The sequence below is a fragment of the Streptomyces sp. MH60 genome, from assembly GCF_002939385.1.
Lineage (GTDB): Bacteria > Actinomycetota > Actinomycetes > Streptomycetales > Streptomycetaceae > Streptomyces.
This window is the reverse complement of sequence record NZ_MULI01000014.1, coordinates 66,786-91,763: the sequence shown is the minus strand read 5'-3', so window position 1 is coordinate 91,763 and position 24,978 is coordinate 66,786. Positions and strand designations below refer to the sequence as shown.

At 71.5% G+C, this 24,978-nt stretch carries 21 protein-coding genes; 10 read left to right on the top strand and 11 right to left on the bottom strand.

The features are described 5' to 3' along the window. Positions 1 to 162: 162 nt before the first annotated feature. The 3 genes from BZZ08_RS12575 to BZZ08_RS12565 all read left to right on the top strand — a co-directional run bounded on the left by BZZ08_RS12575 (position 163) and on the right by BZZ08_RS12565 (position 5,500). A complete protein-coding gene (locus BZZ08_RS12575; RefSeq protein WP_198601438.1) occupies positions 163 to 1,869 on the top strand; it encodes an LCP family protein in 1,707 nt (568 codons plus the stop codon). Positions 1,870 to 2,075: 206 nt separating this feature from the next. Continuing rightward, positions 2,076 to 3,770, top strand: a complete 1,695-nt coding sequence (locus BZZ08_RS12570) for an LCP family protein (protein WP_198601437.1) — start codon at positions 2,076 to 2,078, stop codon at positions 3,768 to 3,770. Positions 3,771 to 3,847: 77 nt separating this feature from the next. After that, the gene (locus BZZ08_RS12565) at positions 3,848 to 5,500 is read left to right on the top strand and encodes an LCP family protein (RefSeq protein WP_104632268.1); all 1,653 of its coding nucleotides are present in this window, start codon (positions 3,848 to 3,850) and stop codon (positions 5,498 to 5,500) included. A 9-nt stretch (positions 5,501 to 5,509) separates the two neighbouring features. Here the strand turns inward: BZZ08_RS12565 and BZZ08_RS12560 are convergent, their stop codons facing one another. Continuing rightward, a complete protein-coding gene (locus BZZ08_RS12560) occupies positions 5,510 to 6,556 on the bottom strand; it encodes a glycosyltransferase family 2 protein (RefSeq protein WP_104632267.1) in 1,047 nt (348 codons plus the stop codon). Positions 6,557 to 6,708: 152 nt separating this feature from the next. Between BZZ08_RS12560 and BZZ08_RS12555 the strand changes: the two genes are divergently transcribed. After that, positions 6,709 to 8,220 carry an LCP family protein gene (locus BZZ08_RS12555; protein WP_446750254.1) on the top strand — a complete coding sequence of 504 codons (1,512 nt, stop codon included), beginning with the start codon at positions 6,709 to 6,711 and terminating at the stop codon, positions 8,218 to 8,220. 28 nt (positions 8,221 to 8,248) lie between these two features. Here BZZ08_RS12555 and BZZ08_RS12550 read toward each other — a convergent pair whose 3' ends face one another. Continuing rightward, on the bottom strand, positions 8,249 to 9,529 hold the full coding sequence (locus tag BZZ08_RS12550) for an LCP family protein (RefSeq protein ID WP_198601436.1): 1,281 nt from the start codon (positions 9,527 to 9,529) through the stop codon (positions 8,249 to 8,251). Positions 9,530 to 9,649: 120 nt separating this feature from the next. Between BZZ08_RS12550 and BZZ08_RS12545 the strand changes: the two genes are divergently transcribed. Next, entirely contained in the window at positions 9,650 to 10,216 is a 567-nt protein-coding gene (locus BZZ08_RS12545; protein WP_104632264.1) for an acyl-CoA thioesterase, read from the top strand. A 33-nt stretch (positions 10,217 to 10,249) separates the two neighbouring features. Here BZZ08_RS12545 and BZZ08_RS12540 read toward each other — a convergent pair whose 3' ends face one another. After that, complete coding sequence (locus tag BZZ08_RS12540) at positions 10,250 to 11,407, bottom strand: acyl-CoA dehydrogenase (protein WP_104632263.1); 1,158 nt, start codon at positions 11,405 to 11,407, stop codon at positions 10,250 to 10,252. 181 nt (positions 11,408 to 11,588) lie between these two features. On the opposite strand from BZZ08_RS12540, the gene BZZ08_RS12535 reads away from it, so the two are divergent. Continuing rightward, complete coding sequence (locus BZZ08_RS12535) at positions 11,589 to 12,932, top strand: UDP-glucose dehydrogenase family protein (RefSeq protein WP_104632262.1); 1,344 nt, start codon at positions 11,589 to 11,591, stop codon at positions 12,930 to 12,932. A gap of 117 nt (positions 12,933 to 13,049) precedes the next feature. Here the strand turns inward: BZZ08_RS12535 and BZZ08_RS12530 are convergent, their stop codons facing one another. Beyond that, positions 13,050 to 13,559, bottom strand: coding sequence for a CGNR zinc finger domain-containing protein (locus tag BZZ08_RS12530; protein WP_104632261.1), 510 nt, complete (start codon positions 13,557 to 13,559; stop codon positions 13,050 to 13,052). 110 nt (positions 13,560 to 13,669) lie between these two features. On the opposite strand from BZZ08_RS12530, the gene BZZ08_RS12525 reads away from it, so the two are divergent. Then, on the top strand, positions 13,670 to 14,029 hold the full coding sequence (locus tag BZZ08_RS12525) for a VOC family protein (protein WP_104632297.1): 360 nt from the start codon (positions 13,670 to 13,672) through the stop codon (positions 14,027 to 14,029). A gap of 80 nt (positions 14,030 to 14,109) precedes the next feature. Then, positions 14,110 to 14,502, top strand: coding sequence for a VOC family protein (locus tag BZZ08_RS12520; RefSeq protein ID WP_104632260.1), 393 nt, complete (start codon positions 14,110 to 14,112; stop codon positions 14,500 to 14,502). 12 nt (positions 14,503 to 14,514) lie between these two features. Here BZZ08_RS12520 and BZZ08_RS12515 read toward each other — a convergent pair whose 3' ends face one another. The 4 genes from BZZ08_RS12515 to BZZ08_RS12500 form a co-directional block, all read right to left on the bottom strand. Further along, entirely contained in the window at positions 14,515 to 15,645 is a 1,131-nt protein-coding gene (locus tag BZZ08_RS12515) for a dipeptidase (protein ID WP_104632296.1), read from the bottom strand. Between the two features lie 163 nt (positions 15,646 to 15,808). Beyond that, on the bottom strand, positions 15,809 to 17,008 hold the full coding sequence (locus BZZ08_RS12510; protein ID WP_104632259.1) for a dipeptidase: 1,200 nt from the start codon (positions 17,006 to 17,008) through the stop codon (positions 15,809 to 15,811). A gap of 23 nt (positions 17,009 to 17,031) precedes the next feature. Beyond that, positions 17,032 to 17,574 (bottom strand): 5-(carboxyamino)imidazole ribonucleotide mutase, encoded by a 543-nt coding sequence (gene purE / locus BZZ08_RS12505; protein WP_104632258.1) that lies wholly within the window; start codon positions 17,572 to 17,574, stop codon positions 17,032 to 17,034. After that, on the bottom strand, positions 17,571 to 18,710 hold the full coding sequence (locus tag BZZ08_RS12500) for a 5-(carboxyamino)imidazole ribonucleotide synthase (RefSeq protein ID WP_104632257.1): 1,140 nt from the start codon (positions 18,708 to 18,710) through the stop codon (positions 17,571 to 17,573). Before BZZ08_RS12500 ends, purE begins: the two co-directional genes overlap by 4 nt. Before the next feature lie 165 nt (positions 18,711 to 18,875). Between BZZ08_RS12500 and BZZ08_RS12495 the strand changes: the two genes are divergently transcribed. Then, a complete protein-coding gene (locus BZZ08_RS12495; protein WP_104632256.1) occupies positions 18,876 to 19,448 on the top strand; it encodes a GtrA family protein in 573 nt (190 codons plus the stop codon). Between the two features lie 24 nt (positions 19,449 to 19,472). Here the strand turns inward: BZZ08_RS12495 and draK are convergent, their stop codons facing one another. Further along, on the bottom strand, positions 19,473 to 20,747 hold the full coding sequence (gene draK, locus BZZ08_RS12490) for a two-component system sensor histidine kinase DraK (protein ID WP_104632255.1): 1,275 nt from the start codon (positions 20,745 to 20,747) through the stop codon (positions 19,473 to 19,475). 34 nt (positions 20,748 to 20,781) lie between these two features. Further along, on the bottom strand, positions 20,782 to 21,459 hold the full coding sequence (locus BZZ08_RS12485) for a response regulator transcription factor (RefSeq protein ID WP_104632254.1): 678 nt from the start codon (positions 21,457 to 21,459) through the stop codon (positions 20,782 to 20,784). 551 nt (positions 21,460 to 22,010) lie between these two features. Here BZZ08_RS12485 and BZZ08_RS12480 point away from each other — a divergent pair. Beyond that, a complete protein-coding gene (locus BZZ08_RS12480) occupies positions 22,011 to 23,507 on the top strand; it encodes an MFS transporter (RefSeq protein WP_104632253.1) in 1,497 nt (498 codons plus the stop codon). An 852-nt stretch (positions 23,508 to 24,359) separates the two neighbouring features. Here the strand turns inward: BZZ08_RS12480 and BZZ08_RS12475 are convergent. Then, a complete protein-coding gene (locus BZZ08_RS12475; RefSeq protein ID WP_104632252.1) occupies positions 24,360 to 24,974 on the bottom strand; it encodes an ATP-binding protein in 615 nt (204 codons plus the stop codon). Between the last annotated feature and the right edge of the window lie 4 nt (positions 24,975 to 24,978).

Genomic DNA, 24,978 nt, shown 5'->3' with positions numbered 1-24,978 from the left:
GGGGCCCCACGACCGTCTGACAGTACGACAGTCCATCGGTCAACCGGTCCAACCGCGAACAAACCACCGGGCGTCGTACAGCCAACGCGCGGCTTCGTACGTCCAACTGTGCGAACAGGTCGCGTGCGGGAGCACGTTCGCGGGCCCGAGGGTGGGAGAGGCATGACGCAGAGCAGTGTGCGCGGGGAGGGAACGCGACCCGACACGGTCCGGCACGCCCGCGGCCGGCGAGCCGGACGCGGCGGACGTGAAGAGGGCGGCACCGGCGGGCAGGGCGGCTCGGGCGGCCACGGCGGCGGCGACGGCAGACGCTCCGGACGGCGGCGCGCCGGCGGGCGCCGGCACCGGGCGCTGAGGTGGTCCGCGACGACCCTCGCGGTGCTGATACTCGGCACGGCCGGCGCCGGATACCTCTACTACCAGCACCTGAACGGCAACATCGACAAGGGCGAGCGCAGCAGCGGCGACTCCAAGGCGCACAAGGCCGAGCCGAACGCGGCCGGACAGACGCCCCTGAACATCCTGCTGCTCGGCTCCGACAGCCGCGCCTCCGACGCCAACGTGGCGCTGGGCGGCGGCAAGGACCACCGCGACAACCCGCCGCTGGCCGACGTGCAGATGCTGATCCACCTGGCCGCCGACCGCAAGAGCGCCGCGGTGGTGAGCATCCCCCGGGACACCCGGGTCGACATCCCGGCCTGCGAGGACCCCGACACCGGGAAGAAGTTCCCGGCGACCAACGACATCATCAACACGTCGCTGGCCCGCGGCGGCGCCGGCTGCACCCTGGCCGCCTGGGAGAACCTCACCGGGGTCTACATCGACCACTGGATGACGATCGACTTCGCGGGCGTGGTCTCGATGGCGGACGCCATCGGCGGGGTCGAGGTGTGCGTGAACCAGAACGTGTGGGACCGCCCGCTGCCCGGCGTGCCCGGCGGCTCCGGCGGCTCCGGCCTGAAGATGACCGCCGGCCGGAAGAAGGTCCAGGGCGAGCAGGCGCTGCAGTGGCTGCGCACCCGGCACGCCTGGGGCAGCGACCCGCTGCGGGCCCGGGCCCAGCACATGTACATGAACTCGATGATCCGCACGCTGAAGAGCCAGAACGTCTTCACGGACGCCGGCCGGCTGATGGACCTGGCCGAGGCCGCCACGAAGTCGCTGACGGTCTCCGAGGAGATCGGCACCGTCAAGAAGCTCTACGACCTGGGCACGCAGCTCAAGACGGTGCCCACGGACCGCATCACCATGACGACGATCCCCACCGTCGAGGACCCCGAGGACCGGAACCACCTGCTTCCGGCCTCCGACGCCGACAAGATGTGGGCGATGCTCCGCGACGACGTGTCCTTCGACGACAAGGGCACGAAGGAGAAGAAGGGCACGGGCAAGGGCGACGGCGAGGACGCCGCCGGAGACGGCGCCGCCGGGCAGCCCTCCGACGAGCCCGCCGCCGACGCCGAGATCGGTGTCCGCGTGCAGAACGCCACCCGCTCGGCCACCCTCGGCCCGGTCACCGGCCGGGCCGGTGCGATCGCCGGGTCGCTGGTGGAGAAGGGCTTCGCCAAGGCGACCACGGACACCTCTGCGGCGCATTCCGAGGAGCGGACCGTGGTGCGTTACCCGAGCGACGAGCTGGCGGGCGACGCACGGCGCGTGGCCGAGGCGATGGGGATTCCGGCGAATTCGGTGCGCAAGTCCGCGGACGTGTCCGGGATCACTCTCGTCGTGGGAGCTGACTGGCGCGAGGGGACGTCCTATCCGAAGCAGAAGACGCCCGAGGCCGGAGACCTGCCGGAGACGAGCGACGCCCTCAACGGCTCGGACACCAGCAAGTGCATGGACGTCTACAAGCCGTATCGATGGTAGGAGTTCACGAAAATAGGAGGGAATGCCCTGTTGTAGGGGTGACGATCGTGACACCAGTGTCGTTCGACGCCGAACCGGGCGGATAGTGTGAGCGCTCCAGTGCCCCCTGCCGCGAGGTCCGCCCTGGCGTCGTGCACTTGTTGACTCTTTACCGTGCACCTTCAGGGGAAGGTGCCGCGTGGCCCCCGACGGAGGATTGGGAGACCGTGGACGCGCAAGGACGTGGGCGGGCAGACGACGTGGATCCCGCAGACCAGTGGGTGCTGAATCCGCAGACCGGTGAATACGAACTGCGACTGTCCCCCTCCGCACCGCAGTCGCCGCCCGTCCCCGGGCCCCGCGCGGCGGGGCGCCGGACCAGTGCCCCGGGCCGTGAGGTGCCGCCCCAGCGGCGGCGCCGTCCGGAGCCCGAGGCACCGGTGCCCGGACGGCGCGGACGCCGGCCGGAGAAGAAGAAGTCCCGGGGCAAGCGGGCCCTGCTGTGGACCGGCGGCAGCATGGCCTTCGTCGTCCTGGTGGCCGGTGCGGGCGGCTATCTCTACCTCAAGCACCTTGAGGGCAACGTCTCGACGACGGACGTCGGCACCGCCGGAAGCAGCAGCTTCAAGAAGAACGAGGCCTTCAACATCCTCATCATCGGCACCGACAAGCGCACCGGTGAGGGCAACGAGGGCTACGGCGACAAGGGCAGCGTCGGGCACGCGGACACCAACATCCTGCTGCACGTCTCCGAGGACCGCTCCAACGCCACCGCGCTCAGCATCCCGCGCGACCTGATCGTCGACATCCCCGACTGCGAGACCACGCAGGAGGACGGGACGAAGAAGGTCATCCCCGGCTCCTCGGGCGTCCGCTTCAACCAGAGCCTCGGCGACCTCGGCCGGGACGCGGGCTGCACGATGCGCACGGTGGCGGAGACGACCGGCATCAAGCCCGACCACTTCATGATGGCCGACTTCAACGCGGTCAAGACGCTGACCTCGGCGGTCGGCGGCGTGGACGTGTGCGTGGAGCACGCCGTGGACGACCCGAAGTCCCACCTCAAGCTGCCCGCGGGCGAGTCCACGGTCAAGGGCGAGCAGGCCCTCGCCTTCGTCCGCACCCGGCACGCCTTCGGCAACGAGGGCGACCTGGACCGCATCAAGGTGCAGCAGCAGTTCCTCGGCTCGCTCATGCGGAAGATGTCCTCCAGCGACACCCTCACCAGCCCCACCAAGCTGGTGAAGCTCGCCGAGGCCGCGACCAAGGCCCTCACCGTGGACAGCGCCATCGGCAAGGTGGGCACGCTCAAGGACATGGCCCTGGAGCTGAAGAAGGTGCCGCCGAAGAACATCACGTTCACCACGGTGCCGGTGATCGACAACCCGGCCGAGAAGGTCAAGGCGACGGTGGTCGTGAACGAGTCGAAGGGCCCCCAGGTCTTCGACATGATCAGGAACGACATCTCCTTCACCGAGGTCAAACAGAAGGAGAAGAAGGAGAAGGCCGCCGTCGCCGCCCGGCTCAAGGGCGAGAAGTCCGAGCCCGGCGAGGTCCGCGTCCGGGTCATGAACGGCGGCGCCCCCACCGGCAGCGCCCAGCAGGAACTGGCCTACCTCCAGACCCAGGCCGGCGTCGCCAAGTCCGAGAACGCGGGCAACGCCCCCGCCGAACTCGCCAGGACCACGCTGGAGTACGCCCCCGACCAGGCCGACCAGGCCCGCGCCCTCGCCGAGATCCTCGGCCTGTCCGGCGCCGCCATGAAACCCGGCGAGAGCGTCACCAACTCCCAGGGCCTGCCCACCATGACCCTCACCCTCGGCAAGGACTTCAAGGGCGCCGGAGTCAAGCTCGACGCCAAGTCCATCGAGACGCCGGACCTGGACAAGTCCACGGCCGACCAGAAGCAGTGCGCCAGTTGACCTGAGGGGCCTGTCGTACGTCTCACAGGACGGCGACGGGCCCACGCGGTGGCCCGGGGGCGGGGAGGGACGCGGAAGTGACGCGGAGCAGTGTGCAGGGGGAGGACACGGACGAGGGCGCGACAGACGCCCCCGATCGTGAGGAGACCGTCCGGGGGGACGGCGACAACGGTGTCGAGGACACCGGGAGCAGCACCAGGGACGACAGCAGCGACGACGGCGAGCCCGAGGGCCCCCGCCCGACGCGGCGCCGCCGCCGGGTCCTGCGCTGGACCGCGGTGGTGCTCGCCGTGGTCCTGGCCGGCACGGCCGGGGCGGGTTACCTCTACTACGAGCACCTCAACGACAACATCAAGCAGGACGTCCTGAACCTGGGCGACAGCAAGGTCGCCGCGCCGACGCCGAACGCGGCCGGGCAGACCCCGCTGAACATCCTCGTCATCGGCTCGGACGCCCGGGACAGCGAGGAGAACCAGCAACTGGGCGGCGCCCGCGAGACGTTCGGCTCCACGCCGCTGGCGGACGTGCAGATGCTGGTGCACCTGTCCGCCGACCGCAGCAACATGTCGGTGGTCAGCATGCCGCGCGACACGCTGCTGGAGATACCCAAGTGCACCGACCCGGACGACGGCGAGGTCCACCCGGCGAGCGAGGGCCGGGTGATGACCAACCAGAGCCTCGGTCATGGCGGTCCCGGCTGCACCGTCGCCACCTGGCAGGAGCTGACCGGCATCCACATCGACCACTTCGTGATGGTCGACTTCGCGGGCGTGGTCTCGATGGCGGACGCCGTCGGAGGCGTCCCGGTCTGTGTGGACGCCAACATCCACTCGCGCGACGGCTCGGGCCACGGTTCCGGTCTGAAACTGGCGAAGGGCACCCACCCGGTCAAGGGCGAGCAGGCCCTGCAGTGGCTGCGCACCCGGTACGGCTTCGAGGACGGCAGCGACCTCGCGCGGGCCAAGGCCCAGCACATGTACCTGAACTCGATGGTGCGGGTGCTGCGCGAGAACGCGACCCTGAGCAGCCCGAACCAGCTGCGCAGGCTCGCCGAGGAGGCCACCGCGGCGCTCACCGTCGACCCGGGCCTGGACTCCGTCAAGAAGCTGTACGACCTCAGCAACGAGCTGCGCGGGGTGAAGCCCGAGCGCATCACCATGACCACGATGCCCAACCGGTACGTGGGCGCCCGCGTAGAGCCGACCGAGGACGCGGAGCGGCTGTTCCGGCTGGTGCGCGAGGACATCGCCCTCGACGGCAAGGACGCGAAGAAGAAGCCCGACGCGGAGCCGGAGCCCCCGGCCGACCCGGCCGCGCCGGACGACGAGATCGCGGTGCAGGTCCGCAACGGCACCCGCACGGACGCACTGGGCACGGCCCCCGGACGCGCGAACACGGTCACCGGCCTCCTGGCGGACCACGGCTTCACGAAGGCCGTCGCGGACCCGTCGGTGCTGCCCAGCGAGGACCGTACGGTGGTCCGCTACCCGAGCGCCGACCTGGAGGGCGACGCCCGGCGCGTCGCCAAGTCCCTGGGGATCCCGGCCAGTTCGGTGAAGCGCTCGACGGACGTCTCCGGGGTCACCCTCGTCGTGGGCGCCGACTGGCGCGAGGGCACGGCGTACAAGACGCCCCAGAGCGACGACAGCATCCCCGAGTCGGCCGAGGCCCTCAACGGCGCGGACGACAGCGCCTGCATGCAGGTGAACCCGGCGTTCACCTGGTCCTGACGGACGGCGTCACCGAGCAGCGGCGGCGTCCGGGGCCGGCTGGACCGCCGGGCGCCGCGAGGCGATGACCTTCCTGGCCAGCGACTTGGGGCTGGTCAGGAAGCCCCAGCCCCAGGACATGTGCATGGTCGCGAGCGCCACCGGGATCCACGCCCGCGCCTTCAGCCCGAGCCCCTTTCCGGCGGGCAGCGAGCCGACCACGATCGCCGCGAGGTAGCCGCCGGGCACGACGAAGCCCCACGGGGTCAGCGCGGCGCCCACCACGACACCGGCCGCGAGGGCGCACACGGCGGTCGGCGGGGCGAGGTAACGCAGGTTGATGGAGCCGGAGTGGTAGCGCGCGACGACGTGCCGCCAGCGGCCGTAGTCCTTGTACTGCTTGGCCAGCGCCCGCACCGACGGCCGGGGGCGGTAGGACACCCGCAGCTCGGGCGAGAACCAGATCAGGCCGCCGGCCTCGCGGATGCGGAAGTTCAGCTCCCAGTCCTGGGCGCGGACGAACTCCTCGTTGTACCCGCCCTGCCGCTCCAGCGCCTCGCGGCGGAACACGCCGAGGTAGACGGTCTCGGCGGGCGCGGCCTCGCCGCCCGTGTGGAACGCGGCGTTGCCCACGCCGATCTTCGACGTCATCGCGGCGGCGACGGCGTCCTCCCAGGCGTTCTCGCCCTCGGCGTGCATGATGCCGCCGACGTTCTGCGCGCCGGTCTCCTCGAGGAGCCGTACCGCCGTGGCGATGTAGTCAGGCGAGAGCATGCCGTGGCCGTCGACACGGACGACGACCGGATGGCGGGAGGCCTTGATCGCGGCGTTCAGCGCGGCGGGCGTACGGCCGGTGGGGTTCGGCACGGTGTGGACGCGAGGGTCCTCGGCGACGAGTTCGGCGGCGATCTCCTCCGTGCGGTCCGTGGAGGGACCGACGGCGATCACGACCTCCATCTCACCGGCGTACTCCTGGGCGAGGATGGCGCGGACGGCGCCGCGCAGATGCCGCTCCTCGTTGAGGACGGGCATGATCACGGAAACGGCGGGCGGCCGCACGTCGGACTTGGCGTTCATCGCAGCTCACGTTACCGCGAACGGGGGACACGGGTGCGCGCCGCAGGGGTCGCAGCCCCGGGCAGCAGATCGTATGGGCCTACGGTGCTCACGAATCCCACGTCCGGCCTCATGGTCCACGCCCAGGGCCCCGTCCCCGCGGAGGTGTCCCCTTGCCCACGCCGCCCCGCTCGTCCCGGGTCCCGGCCTCGACCACCCGGGGCGGTCCTCCGCCGCAGGGCGGTGGCCCCCGCCCGCCCGGACGTCCGCCCAGGCCCCCCGTACGGCGGAAGAAGCCGCGCTGGGCCATGCGGGCGGTGACCGCGCTGTCGGTGGTGGTGCTGGCCTCCGCCGGGATCGGGCACGCGGTGCTCTCCGGTCTGGACTCGGACATCTCGCGGTTCGACGCGTTCAAGGACATGAAGAACCGGCCGCGGGCGGGCGACGGCATGAACGTCCTGATGGTCGGCACCGACGGCCGGGACGAGATCACCGAGGAGGAGCGGCGCAAGTACCGGCTGGGCGGCGCCCCCTGCCACTGCACCGACACCATCATGATTGTGCACATCTCGGAGGACCGGGAGCGCGCGAGCGTGGTCAGCCTGCCGCGCGACTCGTACGCCGTCACGCCCGGCCACACCGACCGCACCACCGGCGAGCACCACAAGGGGCACCCGCTCAAGCTGAACGCGGCCTACGCCGAGGGCGGCCCGCAGCTGACGATCCGCACCGTGGAGAACATGACCCGCGTGAAGATCGACCACTATCTGGAGGTCGACTTCACCAGCTTCATGAAGACGGTGGACGTCCTCGGCGGGGTGAAGATCTGCACGGTCCAGCCGCTCAAGGACAGCTACACCGGGCTCGACCTGCCGGCCGGCACCCACACCCTGATGGGCGGGCAGGCGCTGCAGTACGTGCGGGCCCGCCACCTCGACGGCGCCTCGGACCTGAGCCGGATGAAGCGCCAGCAGCGCTTCCTGGCCGCCCTGATCGACCGGGCCACCTCCTCGGGGCTCCTGCTGAACCCGCTGAAGTTCCGCGACGTCACGCGGGCCGTGCTCGGCTCGGTCCGGGCCGACCAGGGCTTCGGCACCGACGAGCTGCTGACGCTCGGGCGGGCGATGCGGAACTTCTCGCCGTCGTCCTCCGAGTTCACCACCGTGCCGATCGGGCGGATGGGCTACGCCGTCAAGGGCGTCGGTTCGACCCTGAAGTGGGACCCGGCGAAGTCCGAGCGGCTCTTCGACGCCCTGCGCGAGGACAAGCCGCTGGCCGCGCCCAAGCCGAAGCCGAAGGGGCCGCCGCCGGTGCGGGTCCCGGTGGACCCGAAGCAGATCCGCGTCCAGGTGGAGAACGGCACCCGCACCCCCGGGCTCGGCAAGCGGGTGGACGACGCGCTGGCCTCGACCGGGTTCCGCACCACCAGGGCACCGAGGAACGCCCGGGACCGGGCGGTCGGGCGGACCGTGGTCGCCTACGACCCGCGCTGGGACCAGTCGGCGAAGTCGCTGGCCGCGGCCCTGCCCGGCAGCGAGCTGAAGCCGGTCAAGGGCCAGGGCGCGACGCTGAAGGTGATCGCGGGCGCCGACTTCAAGAAGGTGGCGAGGGTGCGGCCGGCCGACCCGCCGCAGGAGTCGGGCACGGTGGTGCGGGGCGACGAGGTGGTCTGCGGCAAGGAGTGAGGCGCGCCGGGCCCCGGCGCGCGCCCGCTCAGTTCCCGGAGACGGTGACCTTCTCGTCGTTCTTCAGCTCCTCGACGAGCTTCTTCACCTTGGCGTCGTCCCACTTCAGGTTGCCGCCGACGCTGCCCGAGATCGGCATGTTCATCGAGGTGCCCTCGCCGCCGCTGACGCTCTTCATCGCCCAGAACATGCTCGCCAGGTCGAACAGGCCCATGTCCTTGTCGACGATCAGGGAGTCCAGACCGGCGCCCATGGTCGGGTAGAGCTTGAACGGGTTGAGGACCGTCGACGGGGTGGCCACCTGGCTCGCCAGCGCCGAGAGGAACTTCTGCTGGTTCTTGGTGCGGTCCAGGTCGGAGCCGGCCAGCGCGTACCGGGTGCGGACGAAGGCGAGGGCCTCCTCGCCGTTCAGGGTCTGCTTGCCCTTCTGGAAGTCGGCGCCGGACTTCTTGTCCTTGATGTCCTGCGGGATGTCCATCTCGACGCCGCCGACCGCGTCCACGATGTTCGCGAAGCCGGCGAAGCCGATCTCCACGTAGTGGTCCAGGCGCAGCCCGGTGTTGTGCTCGATGGTGCGCACCAGCAGCTCGGGGCCGTCCTCGGCGTAGGCGGCGTTCAGCTTGGTGTGCCGGCCGGTGCCCGGGTACTTCTTGCCGGACTCGGAGCCGACGAAGCTCGGGATCTCCACGTCCGAGTCGCGGGGCAGCGAGATCAGCGTCGACCCGTTGTCCCCGGTGTGCAGGATCATCATCGAGTCGGTGCGCTTGCCCTCGGCGGAGCCGGTGTGGAGGTCCTTCTTCTGGTCGGCGGTCATGCCCTCGCGGCTGTCGGAACCGACGATCAGGTAGTTGGTGCCCTCGCCCGCCCCGGGCCGCTCGATGACCTTGGACAGGTCGACCTCGCGGTTGAGTTTGGAGTCGGCCCAGAAGTAGGTGCCGACGGTGGTGACGACCAGCACGGTCACCACCGTGATCGCGGTCCACTTGATCCGGCGGCGCCAGTCCGGCGCGGGCCGGTCCCGGACCTGGCGGCCGGGGCCCTGGCCGCCGCCGCTGCCGCCGTAGACCTGGCCGGTGTTGTAGCCGCTGTCGTATCCGTCACCGCCGTGTCCCTGGCCGTCGGTGTACGACGGCTGCTGGGGCACCCCGGCGCCGTACGGCGGGGCCGACGGGCCCGGTCCGGGCGGCGGCGTCGCGCCGCGGCGGACCTGACGCATCACACGTGCGCTCTCGGGCCGCGCGTTCGCGCTGCCGCGTCCGTATCCGCTGCCGCGGTTGTCACCGGACCATCCCTCGGGCCAATCATTCATGCGCACCAGTGTGCAGGCCCGCACTGTGGGGGTTACAAGGTATGTCGGAAAATCAGGGCAGTGCTGTTGCGAACCCGACACAAATACACGCCGGTGTAGCCCCGGCATAAGGTGGAGGGCATGACAGACCAGGCAGAACAGGCCTCGGCCGCGCAGCAGGCGCTCCCGGAGATCCCGGGCAAGCCGACCTCGGCCTCCCGCACCACCCTCAGCCACATCATGACGCACAGCGACACCAACCTGCTGGGTACGGTGCACGGCGGTGTGATCATGAAGCTCGTCGACGACGCGGCGGGCGCCGTGGCCGGACGGCACTCCGGCGGGCCCGCCGTCACCGCGTCCATGGACGAGATGGCGTTCCTCGAACCGGTCCGCGTCGGCGACCTCGTGCATGTGAAGGCGCAGGTCAACTGGACCGGCCGGAGTTCCATGGAGGTGGGCGTGCGGGTCATGGCGGAGCGCTGGAACGAGTCCACGCCCGCCACCCAGGTCGGCTCGGCCTATCTGGTCTTCGCCGCCGTGGACGCCGACGGCAAGCCGCGCACGGTGCCGCCGGTGCTGCCCGAGACCGAGAAGGACAAGCGCCGCCACCAGGAGGCCCAGATCCGCCGCACCCACCGCCTGGCCCGACGCCGCGCGATCATGGAACTGCGCGAGCGACGGGTGGCGGAGGGGTACGCGGACTGAGTCCTCCCGGGCGCCTCGGCGCGCGGGTGCCGGTTACGGCAGGTTGCGCGCCATGACGATGCGCTGGACCTGGTTGGTGCCCTCGTAGATCTGGGTGATCTTGGCGTCGCGCATCATGCGCTCCACCGGGTAGTCACGGGTGTAGCCGTAGCCGCCGAGCAGCTGGACCGCGTCCGTGGTGACCTCCATGGCCACGTCGGAGGCGAAGCACTTGGCCGCGGCGCCCTGGAAGGTGAGGTCGCTGTCACCGCGCTCCGACTTCGCGGCCGCGGCGTACGTCAGCTGCCGGGCGGCCTCGATCTTCATGGCCATGTCGGCGAGCATGAACTGGATGCCCTGGAAGTCGGCGATCGGCTTGCCGAACTGCTTGCGCTCCTTGACGTAGCCCTTGGCGTAGTCGAGGGCTCCCTGGGCGATGCCGAGGGCCTGGGCGGCGATGGTGATGCGGGTGTGGTCCAGCGTCTTCATCGCGGTGGCGAAGCCGGTGCCCTCCGCGCCGATCATGCGGTCGGCGGGGATGCGGACGTTGTCGAGGTAGACCTCGCGGGTCGGGGAGCCCTTGATGCCGAGCTTCTTCTCCGGGGCGCCGAAGGAGACGCCCTCGTCGGACTTCTCCACGACGAAGGCGGAGATGCCCTTGGAGCGCCGGCTCGGGTCGGTGACGGCCATCACCGTGTAGTACTCGCTGACGCCGGCGTTGGTGATCCAGCGCTTGACGCCGTTGAGCACCCAGAAGTCGCCGTCGCGGACGGCCTTGGTCTTCATGCCGGCCGCGTCGGAGCCCGCGTCGGGCTCGGAGAGGCAGTAGGAGAACATGCCGTCGCCCTTGGCGAGCGGGGTCATGTACTTCTTCTTCAGCTCCTCGGAGCCGGAGAGGATCACCGGGAGCGAGCCGAGCTTGTTCACGGCCGGGATGAGGGAGGAGGAGGCGCAGGCGCGGGCCACCTCCTCGATCACGATGACCGTGGCGAGCGCGTCGGCGCCCGCGCCGCCGTACTCCTCGGGGACGTGGACCGCGTGCAGGTCGTTCGCGGTCAGGGCGTCCAGGGCCTCCTGCGGGAAGCGGGCCTCCTCGTCCACCGCGGCGGCGTACGGCGCGATCTTCGCCTCGGCCAGCGAGCGGACGGCGTCCCGGAGCATGTCGTGCTCCTCGGACGGGCGGTACAGGTCGAAGTCAGCCGATCCGGCCAAGGTGTCTCACGCTCCAAAACGCTGTGCTGCTGCGCACGCTAACTACCGTTAAGTAACCCAAATTTTAGAGCCCCGGCCGTGCCGGTGGATAGGTGAGCTTGACGACAGCCGACCGAAGGGCCTGTGCCGCGTCCCGGATATGCTCGGGCGCGCAACCGTGCCGTACACCTCTGGAGCACCCATGGCCCTGAAGATCACCGTGATCGGTACCGGCTATCTCGGCGCCACCCACGCGGCGGCCATGGCCGAGCTCGGTTTCGAGGTGCTGGGTCTCGACGTGGTGCCCGAGAAGATCGAGACGCTCCAGCGGGGCGAGGTCCCGATGTACGAGCCGGGTCTTCAGGAACTGCTGCGCCGGCACGTCGCCGGCATCGAGGGCTCCAGCGGGCGGCTGCGCTTCACCACCGACTTCGCCGAGGTCGCGGCCTTCGGCGACGTGCACTTCGTGTGCGTGAACACCCCGCAGAAGCACGGCGAGTACGCCTGCGACATGTCGTACGTCGACTCCGCGCTGGCCTCGCTGGCGCCGCACCTGACCGGCCCGGCGCTGGTCGTCGGCAAGTCGACCGTGCCGGTGGGCTCCGCCGACCGGCTGGCCGCCTACCTGGCCGAGCACGCGCCGGCGGGCGACGAGGCCGAGCTGGCCTGGAACCCGGAGTTCCTGCGTGAGGGCTTCGCCGTCGAGGACACCCTGCACCCCGACCGGCTCGTGGTCGGCGTGCGCAGCGAGCGGGCCGAGAAGCTGCTGCGCGAGGTGTACGCGACGCCGATCGCTGAGGGCTCGCCGTTCGTCGTCACGGACTTCCCGACGGCCGAGCTGGTGAAGACCGCCGCGAACTCCTTCCTCGCCACCAAGATCTCCTTCATCAACGCGATGGCGGAGGTCTGCGAGGCGGCCGGTGGCGACGTCGCCAAGCTGGCGGAGGCGATCGGGTACGACGACCGGATCGGCAAGAAGTTCCTGCGGGCCGGGATCGGCTTCGGCGGCGGCTGTCTGCCCAAGGACATCCGCGCCTTCATGGCCCGCGCCGGCGAGCTGGGCGCCGACCAGGCGCTGACCTTCCTGCGGGAGATCGACTCCATCAACATGCGCCAGCGCGGCCAGATGGTGGAGCTGACCCGGCAGGCGCTGGGCGGCGGCCCCTTCCTCGGCAAGCGGATCGCGGTGCTCGGCGCCACCTTCAAGCCCGACTCGGACGACGTCCGCGACTCCCCCGCGCTGAACGTCGCCGGGCAGGTCCACCTCCAGGGCGCCCAGGTGACGGTGTACGACCCCAAGGGCATGGAGAACGCCCGGCGGCTCTTCCCGACCCTCGGCTACGCCGACTCGGCGCTGGAGGCGGTGCGGGGCGCGGACGTGGTCCTGCACCTCACCGAGTGGCGGGAGTTCCGTGAGCTGGACCCGGAGGCGCTCGGCGAGGCCACGGCGGCCCGGGTGATCCTGGACGGGCGCAACGCCCTGGACCCGACGCTCTGGCGGAAGGCCGGCTGGACGTACCGGGCGATGGGCCGCCCGACGGCCTGACGGCTGCCGGAGGCCCGTGAAGGCGACGCCGGTTCGGCCGAGGCTCAGTCGGCCGAACCGGCGTCGTCCGCATTCTGCCCCACGAAGCGGTGCGGCGGCCGGTGAACCCCTTGTGGTTTACGCCTCCTTGGCCCGGTACCGGCGCATCTTGGCGCGCGCCCCGCACACCTGCATCGAGCACCAGCGGCCTCGTCCGCCCGGGCTGCGGTCGTAGTACGCCCAGTGGCAGTCGGCGGCCTCGCACGCCTTGAAGCGGCTCCAGGTGCCGGCCACCAGCGCCTCCGCGACGGCGGCGGCGACGCGCGCGGTGAGGGTGCCCTCGCGGGCGGGGGCGAGGGCCGCGGAACCGTCGGCCGGGTCGACGGCGACGACCAGCGGGGCGGCGGCCAGCAGCTCGCCCAGCGGGGTCACCGGGCGGTGCGGCGGATGGCCGGCGTGGGCGAGCAGGGTGGCGCGCAGGGACTCGCGCAGCTCGCGGGCCGCGGACAGGTCGTCCTCCGTCAGTCCGAAACGCGCCCGGTTCTCCGGGGTGTCCAGCGAGTCGGCGCCCGTCTTGACGTCCAGCAGCGTGTTCACCAGGGCCTCGACCAGTTCCAGGCCGCCCGGTGCGGGCGATCGCTCACTCATGCTTGCGACGTTACCCCCAATAGGGGAGCATGCAGTAACCGTTACCGGTTACCCGCGCAGTGCTGGTAACCGCCGGTGAGCCGAAGACCGCGTGCTTCAAGGAGGAAGTCATGGCTGTCGCCGAACTGGGTGTCGTCGTCCTGGACTGTCCCGAGCCCCGTGCACTGGCCCGCTTCTACGCCGGCGTGCTCGGCGGCACCGTCGAGGGCGAGGGCGACTGGGTCGACCTGAAGCTGCCGGGCGGACAGGCGCTGGCGTTCCAGGCCGCCCCCGGGTTCGTGCCGCCGAAGTGGCCCGCGCCCGACGACTCGCAGCAGTTCCACCTCGACCTGACCGTCCCGGACCTGGACGCGGCCGAGAAGGCGGTGCTCGAGCTGGGCGCGCGGCCGCTGGACGCGGAGGACCGCACCCGTACCTTCCGGGTTTACGCCGACCCGGCCGGGCACCCGTTCTGCCTGTGCGCCTGCTGAGCGTCGATCCGCCGATCCGCCGATCCGCCGATCCGCCGATCCGCCGATCCACCGATCCACCGATCCCGGGAGGTACCCGCATGGCACCCGCGGCACGTTTCCGTTCCGTCGTCGTCGACTGTCCCGAGCCCCGTGAGCTGGCCCGCTTCTACGCGGCGGTCGGGGGCGGCACGCCCGACGAGGAGGACCCGGACTGGGTGGTCCTCCAGGTGCCGGGCGGACCTCGTCTGGCCTTCCAGCGGGCGCCGGGCCTCACCCCGCCCGAGTGGCCGCGCTCCGACCGCAACGCCCAGCAGTTCCACCTCGACTTCGAGGGCGGGGCGACCTGGGCGGAGATGGACGCCGCGCACGAGCGGGTGCTCGCGCTGGGCGCCCGGCCGCTGGACCTGGAGGACCGGGAGAAGAAGGACTTCATGGTGTACGCCGATCCGGCGGGACACCCGTTCTGCCTGTGCCGGATCGAGCACACGTGACGCTCGCGCGGATTATCCGTCCAGGTCCCCGATGGTCGCCGTGGACGGCTCGCGGCGCAGTTGGGCCGCCTTCGCGGTGAAGGCCGCGGCGCGCAGGACGCGCTGGACGTTGCCCCAGGTCAGCAGGGCCACGTCCGCCTCGTCCCAGCCGCGCCTGAGCAGTTCGGCGATGAGCCGGGGGTAGCAGGAGGCGTCGCCCAGCTCCAAGGGGTGGGCGGCGCCGGTGTCGAAGGTGCCGGACAGGCCCACGCTCTGCGGCCCGGCCACCGTGCGCACGTGGTCGAGGTGGTCGGCGACGTCCCGGACGGTCGGGCCGGTCTGCTCGGCGGTCAGCGGCACCATGCACAGACCGCCGGCCGCGCCCAGCTCCACCAGCAGGTCGTCGGGGAGGTTGGCGGGGTGCGGGCGCAGGGCACGGGCGGCGGACCGGGTGCACAGCGCGGGCGCCTTGGACACGGCGAGGGTACGGCGGACGGTCTCCGCGGAGGCGCCGGAGAGGTCGGCGACGACACCGAGGCGGTTCATCTCCCGGACGACCTCCTCGCCGAACCGGGTCAGCCCCGCCTCGCTCGCCCAGCTCACCCCGGACAGCGTCAGGGCGCGCAGGCCGAGGGCGTGCAGTGAGCGCAGGATGCCGAGGCAGTCGCCGAGGGCGGCGGCGCCCGCGGGACCGGGCAGCACGGCGACCCGGCCGCAGTTGCGGGCGTCGATGGCCTGCCCCGCGTCGTAGGCCAGGCGCAGCCCCTCCGGGTGGGCCCGCACGACCGTCTTGACCAGGTCGAGCTGCTCCAGCGTCGCGCCGACCGCGCGGTCCCCGTCGAGGGACTCGGGCAGGTGCAGCGACCACAGCAGCGCGCCCACGCGGCCCGCGCGCAGCCGCGGCACGTCGGTGTCGACGGCGCTCTCGCCCAGCTCCAGGTCGTACCAGGGCAGGTGCCTGAGCGCCCAGGGCAGGCCGTTGCAGCCGTCGGCGACGGGGTGGGCCGAGAGTACGGCCAGCGCCCGGGTCAGCGGCTCGTCGTCGGGGTCGGACACGGGCGCGTAGGGCTCCGGCGGAAAGGCCTCCGCGGCGAGCGGCAAGGGCAGGTCGTCGAGCCCACCGGCCTCGGTACCGGTGTGCAGGTCGTCCTGGAGGTCTGCCATGACGGGCTCCGAACGGTCGTCGTGAGGTACGGCCACCGTCGCACGGAGCGGAAAGGGCTTCCTGGTGGATGGAGCGTTCGGGGGTACGCGGCTCAACCCCCCGGACGTACCTGGGCGGGGCGGCCGGACACACCGGCTGCCCCGCCCTGCCAGAGGTGACGGCTCAGCCGTCGAGCTCCTCCAGCGACGCGTTGGACGGCTCCCGCGCGGCCTGGAGCCCCCGGGCCACCTCCTCGGCGGCGTCGAGTACGCGGACCGCGTTCTTCCAGGTCAGCTTGGCCAGGTCGGCCTGGGACCAGCCGCGGTCGAGCAGCTCGGCGATCAGGTTCGGGTAGCCGGAGACGTCGCCGAGGCCGTCCGGGGTGAAGGGCGTCCCGTCGTAGTCGCCGCCGATGCCGAGGTGGTCGACGCCCGCGACCTCGCGCATGTGGTCGAGGTGGTCGGCGACCGTGGACACGGTGGCGACGGGACGCGGGACGCGCTCCTCGAAGGCGGCGTGCACCTTCATCGCCTCGGGGCTGGAGTCGAGGTGGTGGAAGCCGTGCGCGCGCATGTTCTCGTCGGCCTCGGCGGTCCAGTCCACGGCCGCCTGGAGCACGAACTTCGGCACGAACGTCACCATCGCCATGCCGCCGTTGGCGGGCAGCCGCTCCAGGACGTCGTCGGGGATGTTGCGCGGGTGGTCGCAGACGGCGCGGGAGGAGGAGTGCGAGAAGATCACCGGCGCGGTGGAGGTGTCCAGCGCGTCCCGCATCGTCGTCGCGGCGACGTGCGAGAGGTCGACCAGCATGCCCTCGCGGTTCATCTCCCGCACGACCTCGCGGCCGAAGGCGGACAGACCGCCGACGCCGGGCTCGTCGGTCGCCGAGTCCGCCCACGCCACGTTGTCGTTGTGGGTGAGCGTCATGTAGCGCACGCCGAGCGCGTACAGGGCGCGCAGCGTGGCCAGCGAGTTGTCGATGGAGTGGCCGCCCTCGGCGCCCATCAGGGACGCGATCCGGCCCTCGGCCCGCGCGGCCTCCATGTCGGCGGCGGTCAGTGCGGCCCGCAGCTCCCCGGGGTGGCGGTCGATCAGCCGCCGTACGCAGTCGATCTGCTCCAGCGTGGCCGTCACCGCGCCCGGCAGGTCGGAGCGGACGTACACCGACCAGTACTGCGCGCCGACGCCGCCGGACCGCAGCCGGGCCAGGTCGGTGTGCAGGTGGGCGGACTGGTCGGCGGCGATGTCGCGGGCGTCGAGGTCGTAGCGGACCTGTTCGCGCAGCGCCCAGGGCAGGTCGTTGTGCCCGTCGACGACCGGGAACTCGCGCAGCAGCTCGCGGGCCCGGCCGAGGGAGGCCGAGGAGGTCGTGGAGGTCGTCATGTGCGTCCCTTCCGTCCCTTCCGTCATTTGCCGAATCCGAAGCCGGCCGCGGAGCCCCCGACCTTGTTGCGCAACCGCTTGCCCTTCTCGGTGGCCTGGTCGTTGAGCTCCTGCTGGAACTCGCGCATCCGGCCGAGCAGCTCCTCGTCGTGGGCGGCGAGGATGCGGGCGGCCAGCAGACCGGCGTTGCGGGCACCGCCCACGGAGACGGTGGCGACGGGGACACCGGCCGGCATCTGCACGATGGACAGCAGGCTGTCCATGCCGTCCAGGTACTTCAGCGGCACCGGGACGCCGATGACCGGCAGCGGGGTGACGGAGGCGAGCATGCCGGGCAGGTGGGCGGCGCCCCCGGCCCCGGCGATGATCGCCTTCAGCCCGCGTCCGGCGGCCTGCTCGCCGTACGCGATCATCTCGTGCGGCATGCGGTGCGCGGAGACGACGTCGACCTCGTGGGGGATCTCGAACTCGTCGAGGGCCTTGGCGGCGGCCTCCATGACGGGCCAGTCGGAGTCCGACCCCATGACGATGCCTACGACCGGGCTCACCGGGCTGGCCTGGCTCATTCGGTGATCGTCCCTCTCAGGTAGCCGGCAGCGTGACGGGCGCGCTCCAGCACGTCGTCCAGGTCGTCGCCGTAGGTGTTGACGTGGCCGACCTTGCGGCCGGGCTTCACGTCCTTGCCGTACATGTGGATCTTGAGCTGCGGGTCGCGGGCCATGCAGTGCAGGTACGCGGAGTACATGTCCGGGTAGTCGCCGCCCAGGACGTTGACCATCACGGTCCACTTCGCGCGCGGGCGCGGGTCGCCGAGGGGGAGGTCGAGGACCGCGCGGACGTGGTTGGCGAACTGCGAGGTGATCGCGCCGTCCATCGTCCAGTGGCCGGAGTTGTGCGGGCGCATCGCCAGTTCGTTGACGAGGACGCGGCCGTCACGGGTCTGGAACAGCTCGACGGCGAGGTGGCCGACGACACCCAGCTCCTTGGCGATGCCGAGCGCCATCTCCTCGGCACGCAGGGCCAGCGCCTCGTCGAGGTCGGGCGCCGGGGCGATCACGGTGTCGCAGACGCCGTTGACCTGCTGGGACTCGACGACGGGGTAGGCCACCGCCTGGCCGTGCGGGGAGCGGACCACGTTGGCGGCCAGCTCGCGGACGAAGTCGACCTTCTCCTCCGCCAGCACGGGCACCCCCGCGCGGAAGGGCTCGGCCGCCTCCTCGACGGAGTCCACGACCCACACGCCCTTGCCGTCGTACCCGCCGCGCACCGTCTTCAGGACGACGGGGAAACCGTCGCCCTCGTCCGCGAAGGCGCCCACGTCGGCCGGATCGCGCACGATCCGGTGCCGCGGGCAGGGCACACCGATCGCGACGAGTTTCGCGCGCATCACGCCCTTGTCCTGGGCGTGCACGAGCGCCTCGGGACCGGGACGGACGGGGATGCCGTCCGCCTCCAGGGCCTTGAGGTGCTCGGTCGGCACGTGTTCGTGATCGAAGGTGATCACGTCACAGCCGCGCGCGAACTCGCGCAACGTGTCCAGATCGCGATAGTCGCCGACGACGACTTCGTTCACGACCTGCGCCGCAGAGTCCTGAGGAGTGTCACTGAGAAGCTTGAACCTGATGCCCAACGGGATGCCCGCCTCGTGTGTCATACGAGCGAGCTGGCCACCGCCGACCATGCCGACTACCGGGAACGTCACACCCCTAGCGTATCGGCCGCGCGGAGCCCACCTGTTTACCGGCCGTTTCCAGCCGGTCCAGACGCCCGTTCCGGCTCCCGTAGGACCGTCCGCAGGAAGATCGCGCGTCCGGGTGGTTAGCATGAACGGATTGACGCCAACCGATGGACGGGGGCCTGCACGGCCATGGGACATGGTTCCTCGGGTGCTCACACGGCTCCCTCCGCGCCCGCGGCGCAGCGCGCCGGGATGCGGGACCGGGTCGACCGGTTCGTGCGTGAGGTCGTGAAGTTCGGCGCCGTGGGCGGCGCGGGGGTGCTGGTCAACCTCCTGGTCTTCAACTTCGTGCGGCAGGTCACCGACCTCCAGGTGGTGCGGGCCAGCATCATCGCCACGGTCGCCGCGATCGTCTTCAACTACGTGGGCTTCCGCTACTTCACCTACCGGGACCGCGACAAGAGCGGCCAGACCCGCGAGATGTCGCTGTTCCTGCTGTTCAGCGCGGTCGGGCTGGTCATCGAGAACGGCGTGCTCTACACCGCGACGTACGGGTTCGGCTGGGACAGCCCGCTGCAGAGCAACATCTTCAAGTTCCTCGGCATCGGCATCGGCACGCTGTTCCGCTTCTGGTCGTACCGCAGCTGGGTCTTCCGCGCGCTGCCCGCCCGTGAGCCGGTGACGCGGGCGGAGACCTTCCTGGAGCACGAGCACCCCACCGCGGTCCCGCGCGCGGACGGCGCCCCCGCCGGCCACCGCTGACCCGCCCGCCTCCGCCCGGGGCCCTCAGCGCACCGTCTCCCCGCCGTCCGTCGAGGACTTCTTCGAGGGCGGCGTACGGGACAGGAACAGCCCGAAGACCGGTGGGCGACTCTGGAGCAGCTCCAGGCGGCCGCCGTCCGCCTCGGCCAGGTCGCGGGCGACGGCGAGGCCGATGCCGGTGGAGTTGCGTCCGCTGATCGCGCGCTCGAAGATCCGCGCCCCCAGGTCGCCCGGGACGCCGGGGCCCTCGTCGGTGACCTCGACCACGGCCTGGTTGCCGGTCACCCGGGTCCGCAGGGCCACCGTGCCGCCGCCGTGCATCAGGGAGTTCTCGATCAGCGCGGCCAGCACCTGCGCCACGGCGCCCGGGGTGCCCACGGCCGTCAGATGGCGTTTGCCGGAGCTGACGATGGCCCGGCCCTCGCCGCGGTAGGCCGGCCGCCACTCGGCGATCTGCTGCTGGATGACGTCGTCCAGCTCGAAGGTGACGGCGGAGCCGCTGCGCGGGTCGCGGGAGTTGGTGAGCAGCCGGTCCACGACGTCGGTCAGCCGCTCCACCTGCGACAGCGCGATCGTCGCCTCCTCCTTCACCGTCTCCGGCTCGTCGGTGAGGGTGATCTCCTCCAGCCGCATCGACAGTGCGGTCAGCGGCGTACGCAGCTGGTGGGAGGCGTCGGCGGCCAGCCGGCGCTCGGCGGTGAGCATCCGGGCGATGCGCTCCGCGGAGGAGTCCAGCACGTCCGCGACCCGGTCCAGCTCGGGGACGCCGTACCGCTTGTGCCGCGGGCGCGGGTCGCCGGAGCCGAGGCGTTCGGCGGTCTCGGCGAGGTCGGTGAGCGGCGAGGCGAGGCGGTTGGCCTGCCGGATCGCCAGCAGTACGGCCGCGATCACCGCGAGCAGCGCCACCAGCCCGATGATCAGCAGCGTGCGCCCGACCTCCCGGGTGACCGAGGAGCTGGGCTCCTCGACGAGGACCGTCTCGCCCTCCTCACCGGTGGCCCTGCCCTGGAGGACGTCTCCGGACGGCTTGTCGCCGACCTCGATGACCGGCTCGCCGGGAATGCGGATCACGGCGTACCGGGCGTCGCGGATCTGCTCCCGCAGGAAGTCCCCGTCGACGGAGCCGGTGCCGATGAGCCGGCTGTCGACGATGCTGGCCAGCCGCACCGCCTCCAGGTCGACCCGTTCCTGGGCGGTGCTGCTGATGGTCCGGGTCTCGACGATGACGAGGGAGACGCCGAAGACGGCGATCACGACGAGTACCACGGCGAGCGTGGACTGGATCAGTCGACGGCGCATGTCCTCTTACCCGGAAGGCCCCCGCGGGGCTCGCTCAGTTCTTCTCGAAACGGAAGCCCACGCCGCGCACGGTGGCGATGTAACGGGGGTTGGCCGCGTCGTCCCCCAGCTTCTTGCGCAGCCAGGAGATGTGCATGTCGAGGGTCTTGGTCGACGACCACCAGGTGGTGTCCCAGACCTCGCGCATCAGCTGGTCGCGGGTGACGACCCGGCCGGCGTCGCGCACCAGGACCCTCAGCAGGTCGAACTCCTTCGCGGTGAGCTGGAGCTCCTCCTCGCCCATCCAGGCCCGGTGCGACTCGACGTCGATGCGCACGCCGTGGGTGGCGGGCGGCTGCGGGGTCTCCACGGCGCCGCGCCGCAGCAGGGCCCGGACCCGGGCGAGCAGCTCGGCCAGGCGGAAGGGCTTGGTGACGTAGTCGTCGGCGCCCGCGTCCAGGCCGACGACGGTGTCCACCTCGTCGGCACGCGCGGTCAGGATCAGGATCGGCACGGCATGGCCCTCGGACCGCAGCCGGCGGGCGACCTCCAGACCGTCCATGCCCGGCAGGCCCAGGTCCAGCACGACCAGGTCGATGCCGCCCTGCAGCCCGGCGTCGAGTGCGGTGGGTCCGTCCTCACGCACCTCGACCTCGTACCCTTCCCTGCGCAGTGCGCGGGCCAGCGGCTCCGAGATGGACGCGTCGTCCTCGGCGAGCAGTACACGGGTCATGGCCTGATGGTAGACCGCTCGGAGCAACGCCCGGGGCAAGATCGCTGCCACGGCCGACGTACAAGGGACAAGCCGGACACCCGCCGGACACTCCCCGGACGGACGCCGTACGACCCGTCCCGTCGACCCCGCGTCCGGACCTGGGGCTGTGGGGTGCCATCCTGTGATGGACCTTCGAAAGATCGTTCGCGGTTCCACTATTACCTGTGATCCGTGTCTCAAGTCCTTCCATACCGGGCGGTGTCCTGCCGTATGGTGAATCAGCGCCTGTAGCACCCTGCGGACCTTTGGCGACAGTTCGACGCTGAAGGTCACTTTTGTGTGCGGGCCGGCCCCCACGGCCGGCCTTGAAAGGAATGACCTGTGGCCGGGCCTCACCGCGTGCAGTGACGCGCGCCGAGGCGTGGATCCCGGTGGCCGCCGCCCACCGCTTCGCAATCCGGAGCGGAATCCCCCAGGCGTGGGACGGGCGGGGAAGGCCGCCGGTGCCGGCCGCCCCCCACCGGGCGCGCATCGCCTCATGAGCGCGTCCCGACCAGCAAGGATCGACCATGGCGTCCAGCCTGACGAAGGACTCGGTCACCCCGGGCACCCCCGGCTCCGAGAAGACCTTCTTCGGCCACCCCCGCGGACTGGCCACACTCTTCATGACCGAGATGTGGGAGAGGTTCTCCTACTACGGCATGAGGGCTCTGCTCCCGCTGTACCTCGTCGCCCCGGGTGGCCTCGGCCTCGGCGCCGGCACCGCGACCGCGATCTACTCGGTGTACCTCTCGCTGGTGTACCTGCTCACGATGCCGGGCGGCTGGTTCGGCGACCGGGTCTGGGGCCCCCGCAAGACCGTCGCCATCGCCGGCGGTGTGATCATGCTCGGCCACCTCACGCTGGCGCTGCCGTCCTCCGGCACGTTCTACGCGGGCCTGGGTCTGGTCGCCATCGGCTCGGGTCTGCTGAAGGCCAACATCTCCACGATGGTCGGCCAGCTCTACAACGGCCCCGACGACCCGCGCCGCGACGGTGGCTTCACCGTCTTCTACATGGGCATCAACCTCGGCGCCTTCGCGGCGCCGCTGACCATCGGCACCATCGGCGAGAACGTCAACTGGCACCTGGGCTTCGCGCTCGCCGCGGTCGGCATGGGCCTGGGCGTGATCCAGTTCCTGATCGGCAGCCGCCACCTGGACCCGCACTCCAGCGTGGTCCCGAAGCCGCTGTCCGTGGAGGAGAAGACCTCGACGCTGCGCAAGGCCGCCTTCTGGGCCGCGCTGGCCGTCGTCTTCTACGCGATCGTCGGCTTCTCCGGCCACTACACCCTGAACTGGATCCTGGTCCCGCTGACCCTGCTCGGCGTGATCATCCCGGTGCTGGTGCTGACCAACATCAAGCGCGACAAGTCCCTGGACCGCGCCGAGCAGTCCAAGATGTCGGCGTACATCTGGTTCTTCGTCGCCGCCGCCGTGTTCTGGATGATCTACGACCAGGGCGGCTCGACCCTGTCGCTGTTCGCCGACTCCTCGGCCGACAACAGCGTCTTCGGCTGGGACTTCCCGGTCTCCTGGTACCAGTCGGTCAACCCGGTCATCATCATGGCCCTCGCTCCGGTCTTCGCCACGCTGTGGCTGGCGCTCGCCCGCCGCGGCAAGGAGCCGAGCACCGTCGTCAAGTTCTGCGGCGGCCTGGTCCTGGTCGGCGCGTCCTTCTTCCTCTTCCTGGCCCCGCTGGGCATCGCCGAGGGCGGCCACAAGGCGGCGGCGATGTGGCTGGTGGCGATCTACTTCGTCCAGACCTGCGGTGAGCTGATGCTCTCCCCGGTCGGCCTGTCGGTGACGACGAAGATGGCGCCGGTGAAGTACGCCTCGCAGATGATGGGCGTCTGGTTCCTGGCCGTCACCGCGGGTGACGCCACGACCGGCCTGCTCTCCATCGCCGGCGTCGACCTCAACAAGACGGGCATCGTCGCCGCGGAGGCGACCCTCGCGGTGGTCGCGGGCCTCGCGATCTGGATGTACCGCAAGCGGGTCAAGGACCTCATGGGCGACGTGCGCTGAGCCCTGCGGCGGCCGTCTTTCGGGAGGGCCACCTCATCCGCCCCGGATGAGGTGGCCCTCCCGCCTTTTGGGAGCGACACCCGTCCCGCAGGACCGGGGCACGCGGAGCACGAATGCTGCAACTGCGCGAGGCCCTGGAGGCGGGACTCATGCACCGGCTCGCCGGGCGGCAGCGCGCGGACGGAGTCCAGGAACGCCAGGGGCCGGGGCACGGCCCGGGGAGGGGCCCAGGGGACGAATCCCCGGCCGGGCGCTGGGAGAAGCCCTCAGAGGGCTGGCTGCTGGCCGACCGAGACAGGTGGGCGAAGGGGCACTGGGACGAAGCCCCCGCCGGGGTCTGGGGCGGGACCCCAGGAGGCCGGCTGCTTGGCCTGCCGAGACAGTCGGCGAAGGGGTGCGGGGTACGAAGTCCGCGCCGGGGACTGGGGCAGAGCCCCAGGAGGCCGGCTGCCTGGCCTACCGAGACAGTCGGCGAAGGGGTGCGGGGTACGAAGTCCGCGCCGGGGACTGGGGCAGAGCCCCAGGAGGCCGGCTGCCTGGCCTACCGAGACAGTCGGCGAAGGGGTGCGGGGTACGAAGTCCGCGCCGGGGACTGGGGCAGAGCCCCAGGAGGCCGGCTGCCTGGCCTACCGAGACAGTCGGCGAAGGGGTGCGGGGTACGAAGTCCGCGCCGGGGACTGGGGCAGAGCCCCAGGAGGCCGGCTGCCTGGCCTACCGAGACAGTCGGCGAAGGGGTGCGGGGTACGAAGTCCGCGCCGGGGACTGGGGCAGAGCCCCAGGAGGCCGGGTGCCTGGCCTATCGAGACGGGTGGACGGACGGGCGGACACGGCGCAAGCGCCGCAGGCCCACGCCTACGCCGGGGCGCCCAGCTCCGCCCACACCCGCTTGCCCGCGACCCCCGGCGTCCGTACGACGCCCCAGTCCAGGCACAGCCGCTGCACGATGAACATCCCGTGGCCGCCCGGGCGCCCGGCGCGGTGCGGAGTCCGCGGTGACGGCTGCCCCGTACCCCGGTCGGAGACCTCCAGCCGGATCACCTTCTTCTCGCAGGTGATCCGCAGTTCGTCCGGCCCCTCGGCGTGCAGGCAGGCGTTGGTGACCAGCTCGGACACCACGAGCAGTACGTCCTCGGCGGCGGCCCGCTGGTCCGCGGTGGCGGAGGGCAGCCAGCCCCAGGCGTACAGCGCCTCGCGGGTGAAATCACGGGCCAGCGGGACGACCCCGGTCGCATCCTCGAAGGTCAGCCTGCGGGCCTGCCGTCCGCCGCCCTCCCCGGACGCGGGCGGGGACGCGGACGTCGCCCCCGAGGCAGCCGCGGGCGCGGGAGCGGAGGCCCCCAGCATCGCAGCCTGCCCCGCGGGCACTCCCCCGTCGGACTCCCCGGTCGCGCCCCCCTCGGACGCCCCGGAAGCGCCGCTGGGCTCCGGACCGCGGTCGCCCGGCGAGTAAGGCCGGGTGGTGCTCATCAGC

What these genes read in the sequence shown, in the direction of transcription:
- BZZ08_RS12530 (WP_104632261.1), bottom strand. Translation starts at nt 13,559, where the DNA reads ATGAGTGAGCGATCGCCCGCACCGGGCGGCCTGGAACTGGTCGAGGCC.
- BZZ08_RS12495 (WP_104632256.1), top strand. Translation starts at nt 18,876, where the DNA reads ATGGGACATGGTTCCTCGGGTGCTCACACGGCTCCCTCCGCGCCCGCG.
- BZZ08_RS12575 (WP_198601438.1), top strand. Translation starts at nt 163, where the DNA reads ATGACGCAGAGCAGTGTGCGCGGGGAGGGAACGCGACCCGACACGGTC.
- BZZ08_RS12525 (WP_104632297.1), top strand. Translation starts at nt 13,670, where the DNA reads ATGGCTGTCGCCGAACTGGGTGTCGTCGTCCTGGACTGTCCCGAGCCC.
- BZZ08_RS12520 (WP_104632260.1), top strand. Translation starts at nt 14,110, where the DNA reads ATGGCACCCGCGGCACGTTTCCGTTCCGTCGTCGTCGACTGTCCCGAG.
- BZZ08_RS12485 (WP_104632254.1), bottom strand. Translation starts at nt 21,459, where the DNA reads ATGACCCGTGTACTGCTCGCCGAGGACGACGCGTCCATCTCGGAGCCG.
- BZZ08_RS12480 (WP_104632253.1), top strand. Translation starts at nt 22,011, where the DNA reads ATGGCGTCCAGCCTGACGAAGGACTCGGTCACCCCGGGCACCCCCGGC.
- BZZ08_RS12545 (WP_104632264.1), top strand. Translation starts at nt 9,650, where the DNA reads ATGACAGACCAGGCAGAACAGGCCTCGGCCGCGCAGCAGGCGCTCCCG.
- BZZ08_RS12475 (WP_104632252.1), bottom strand. Translation starts at nt 24,974, where the DNA reads ATGAGCACCACCCGGCCTTACTCGCCGGGCGACCGCGGTCCGGAGCCC.
- purE (WP_104632258.1), bottom strand. Translation starts at nt 17,574, where the DNA reads ATGAGCCAGGCCAGCCCGGTGAGCCCGGTCGTAGGCATCGTCATGGGG.
- BZZ08_RS12515 (WP_104632296.1), bottom strand. Translation starts at nt 15,645, where the DNA reads ATGGCAGACCTCCAGGACGACCTGCACACCGGTACCGAGGCCGGTGGG.
- BZZ08_RS12535 (WP_104632262.1), top strand. Translation starts at nt 11,589, where the DNA reads ATGGCCCTGAAGATCACCGTGATCGGTACCGGCTATCTCGGCGCCACC.
- BZZ08_RS12550 (WP_198601436.1), bottom strand. Translation starts at nt 9,529, where the DNA reads ATGAATGATTGGCCCGAGGGATGGTCCGGTGACAACCGCGGCAGCGGA.
- BZZ08_RS12510 (WP_104632259.1), bottom strand. Translation starts at nt 17,008, where the DNA reads ATGACGACCTCCACGACCTCCTCGGCCTCCCTCGGCCGGGCCCGCGAG.
- draK (WP_104632255.1), bottom strand. Translation starts at nt 20,747, where the DNA reads ATGCGCCGTCGACTGATCCAGTCCACGCTCGCCGTGGTACTCGTCGTG.
- BZZ08_RS12560 (WP_104632267.1), bottom strand. Translation starts at nt 6,556, where the DNA reads ATGAACGCCAAGTCCGACGTGCGGCCGCCCGCCGTTTCCGTGATCATG.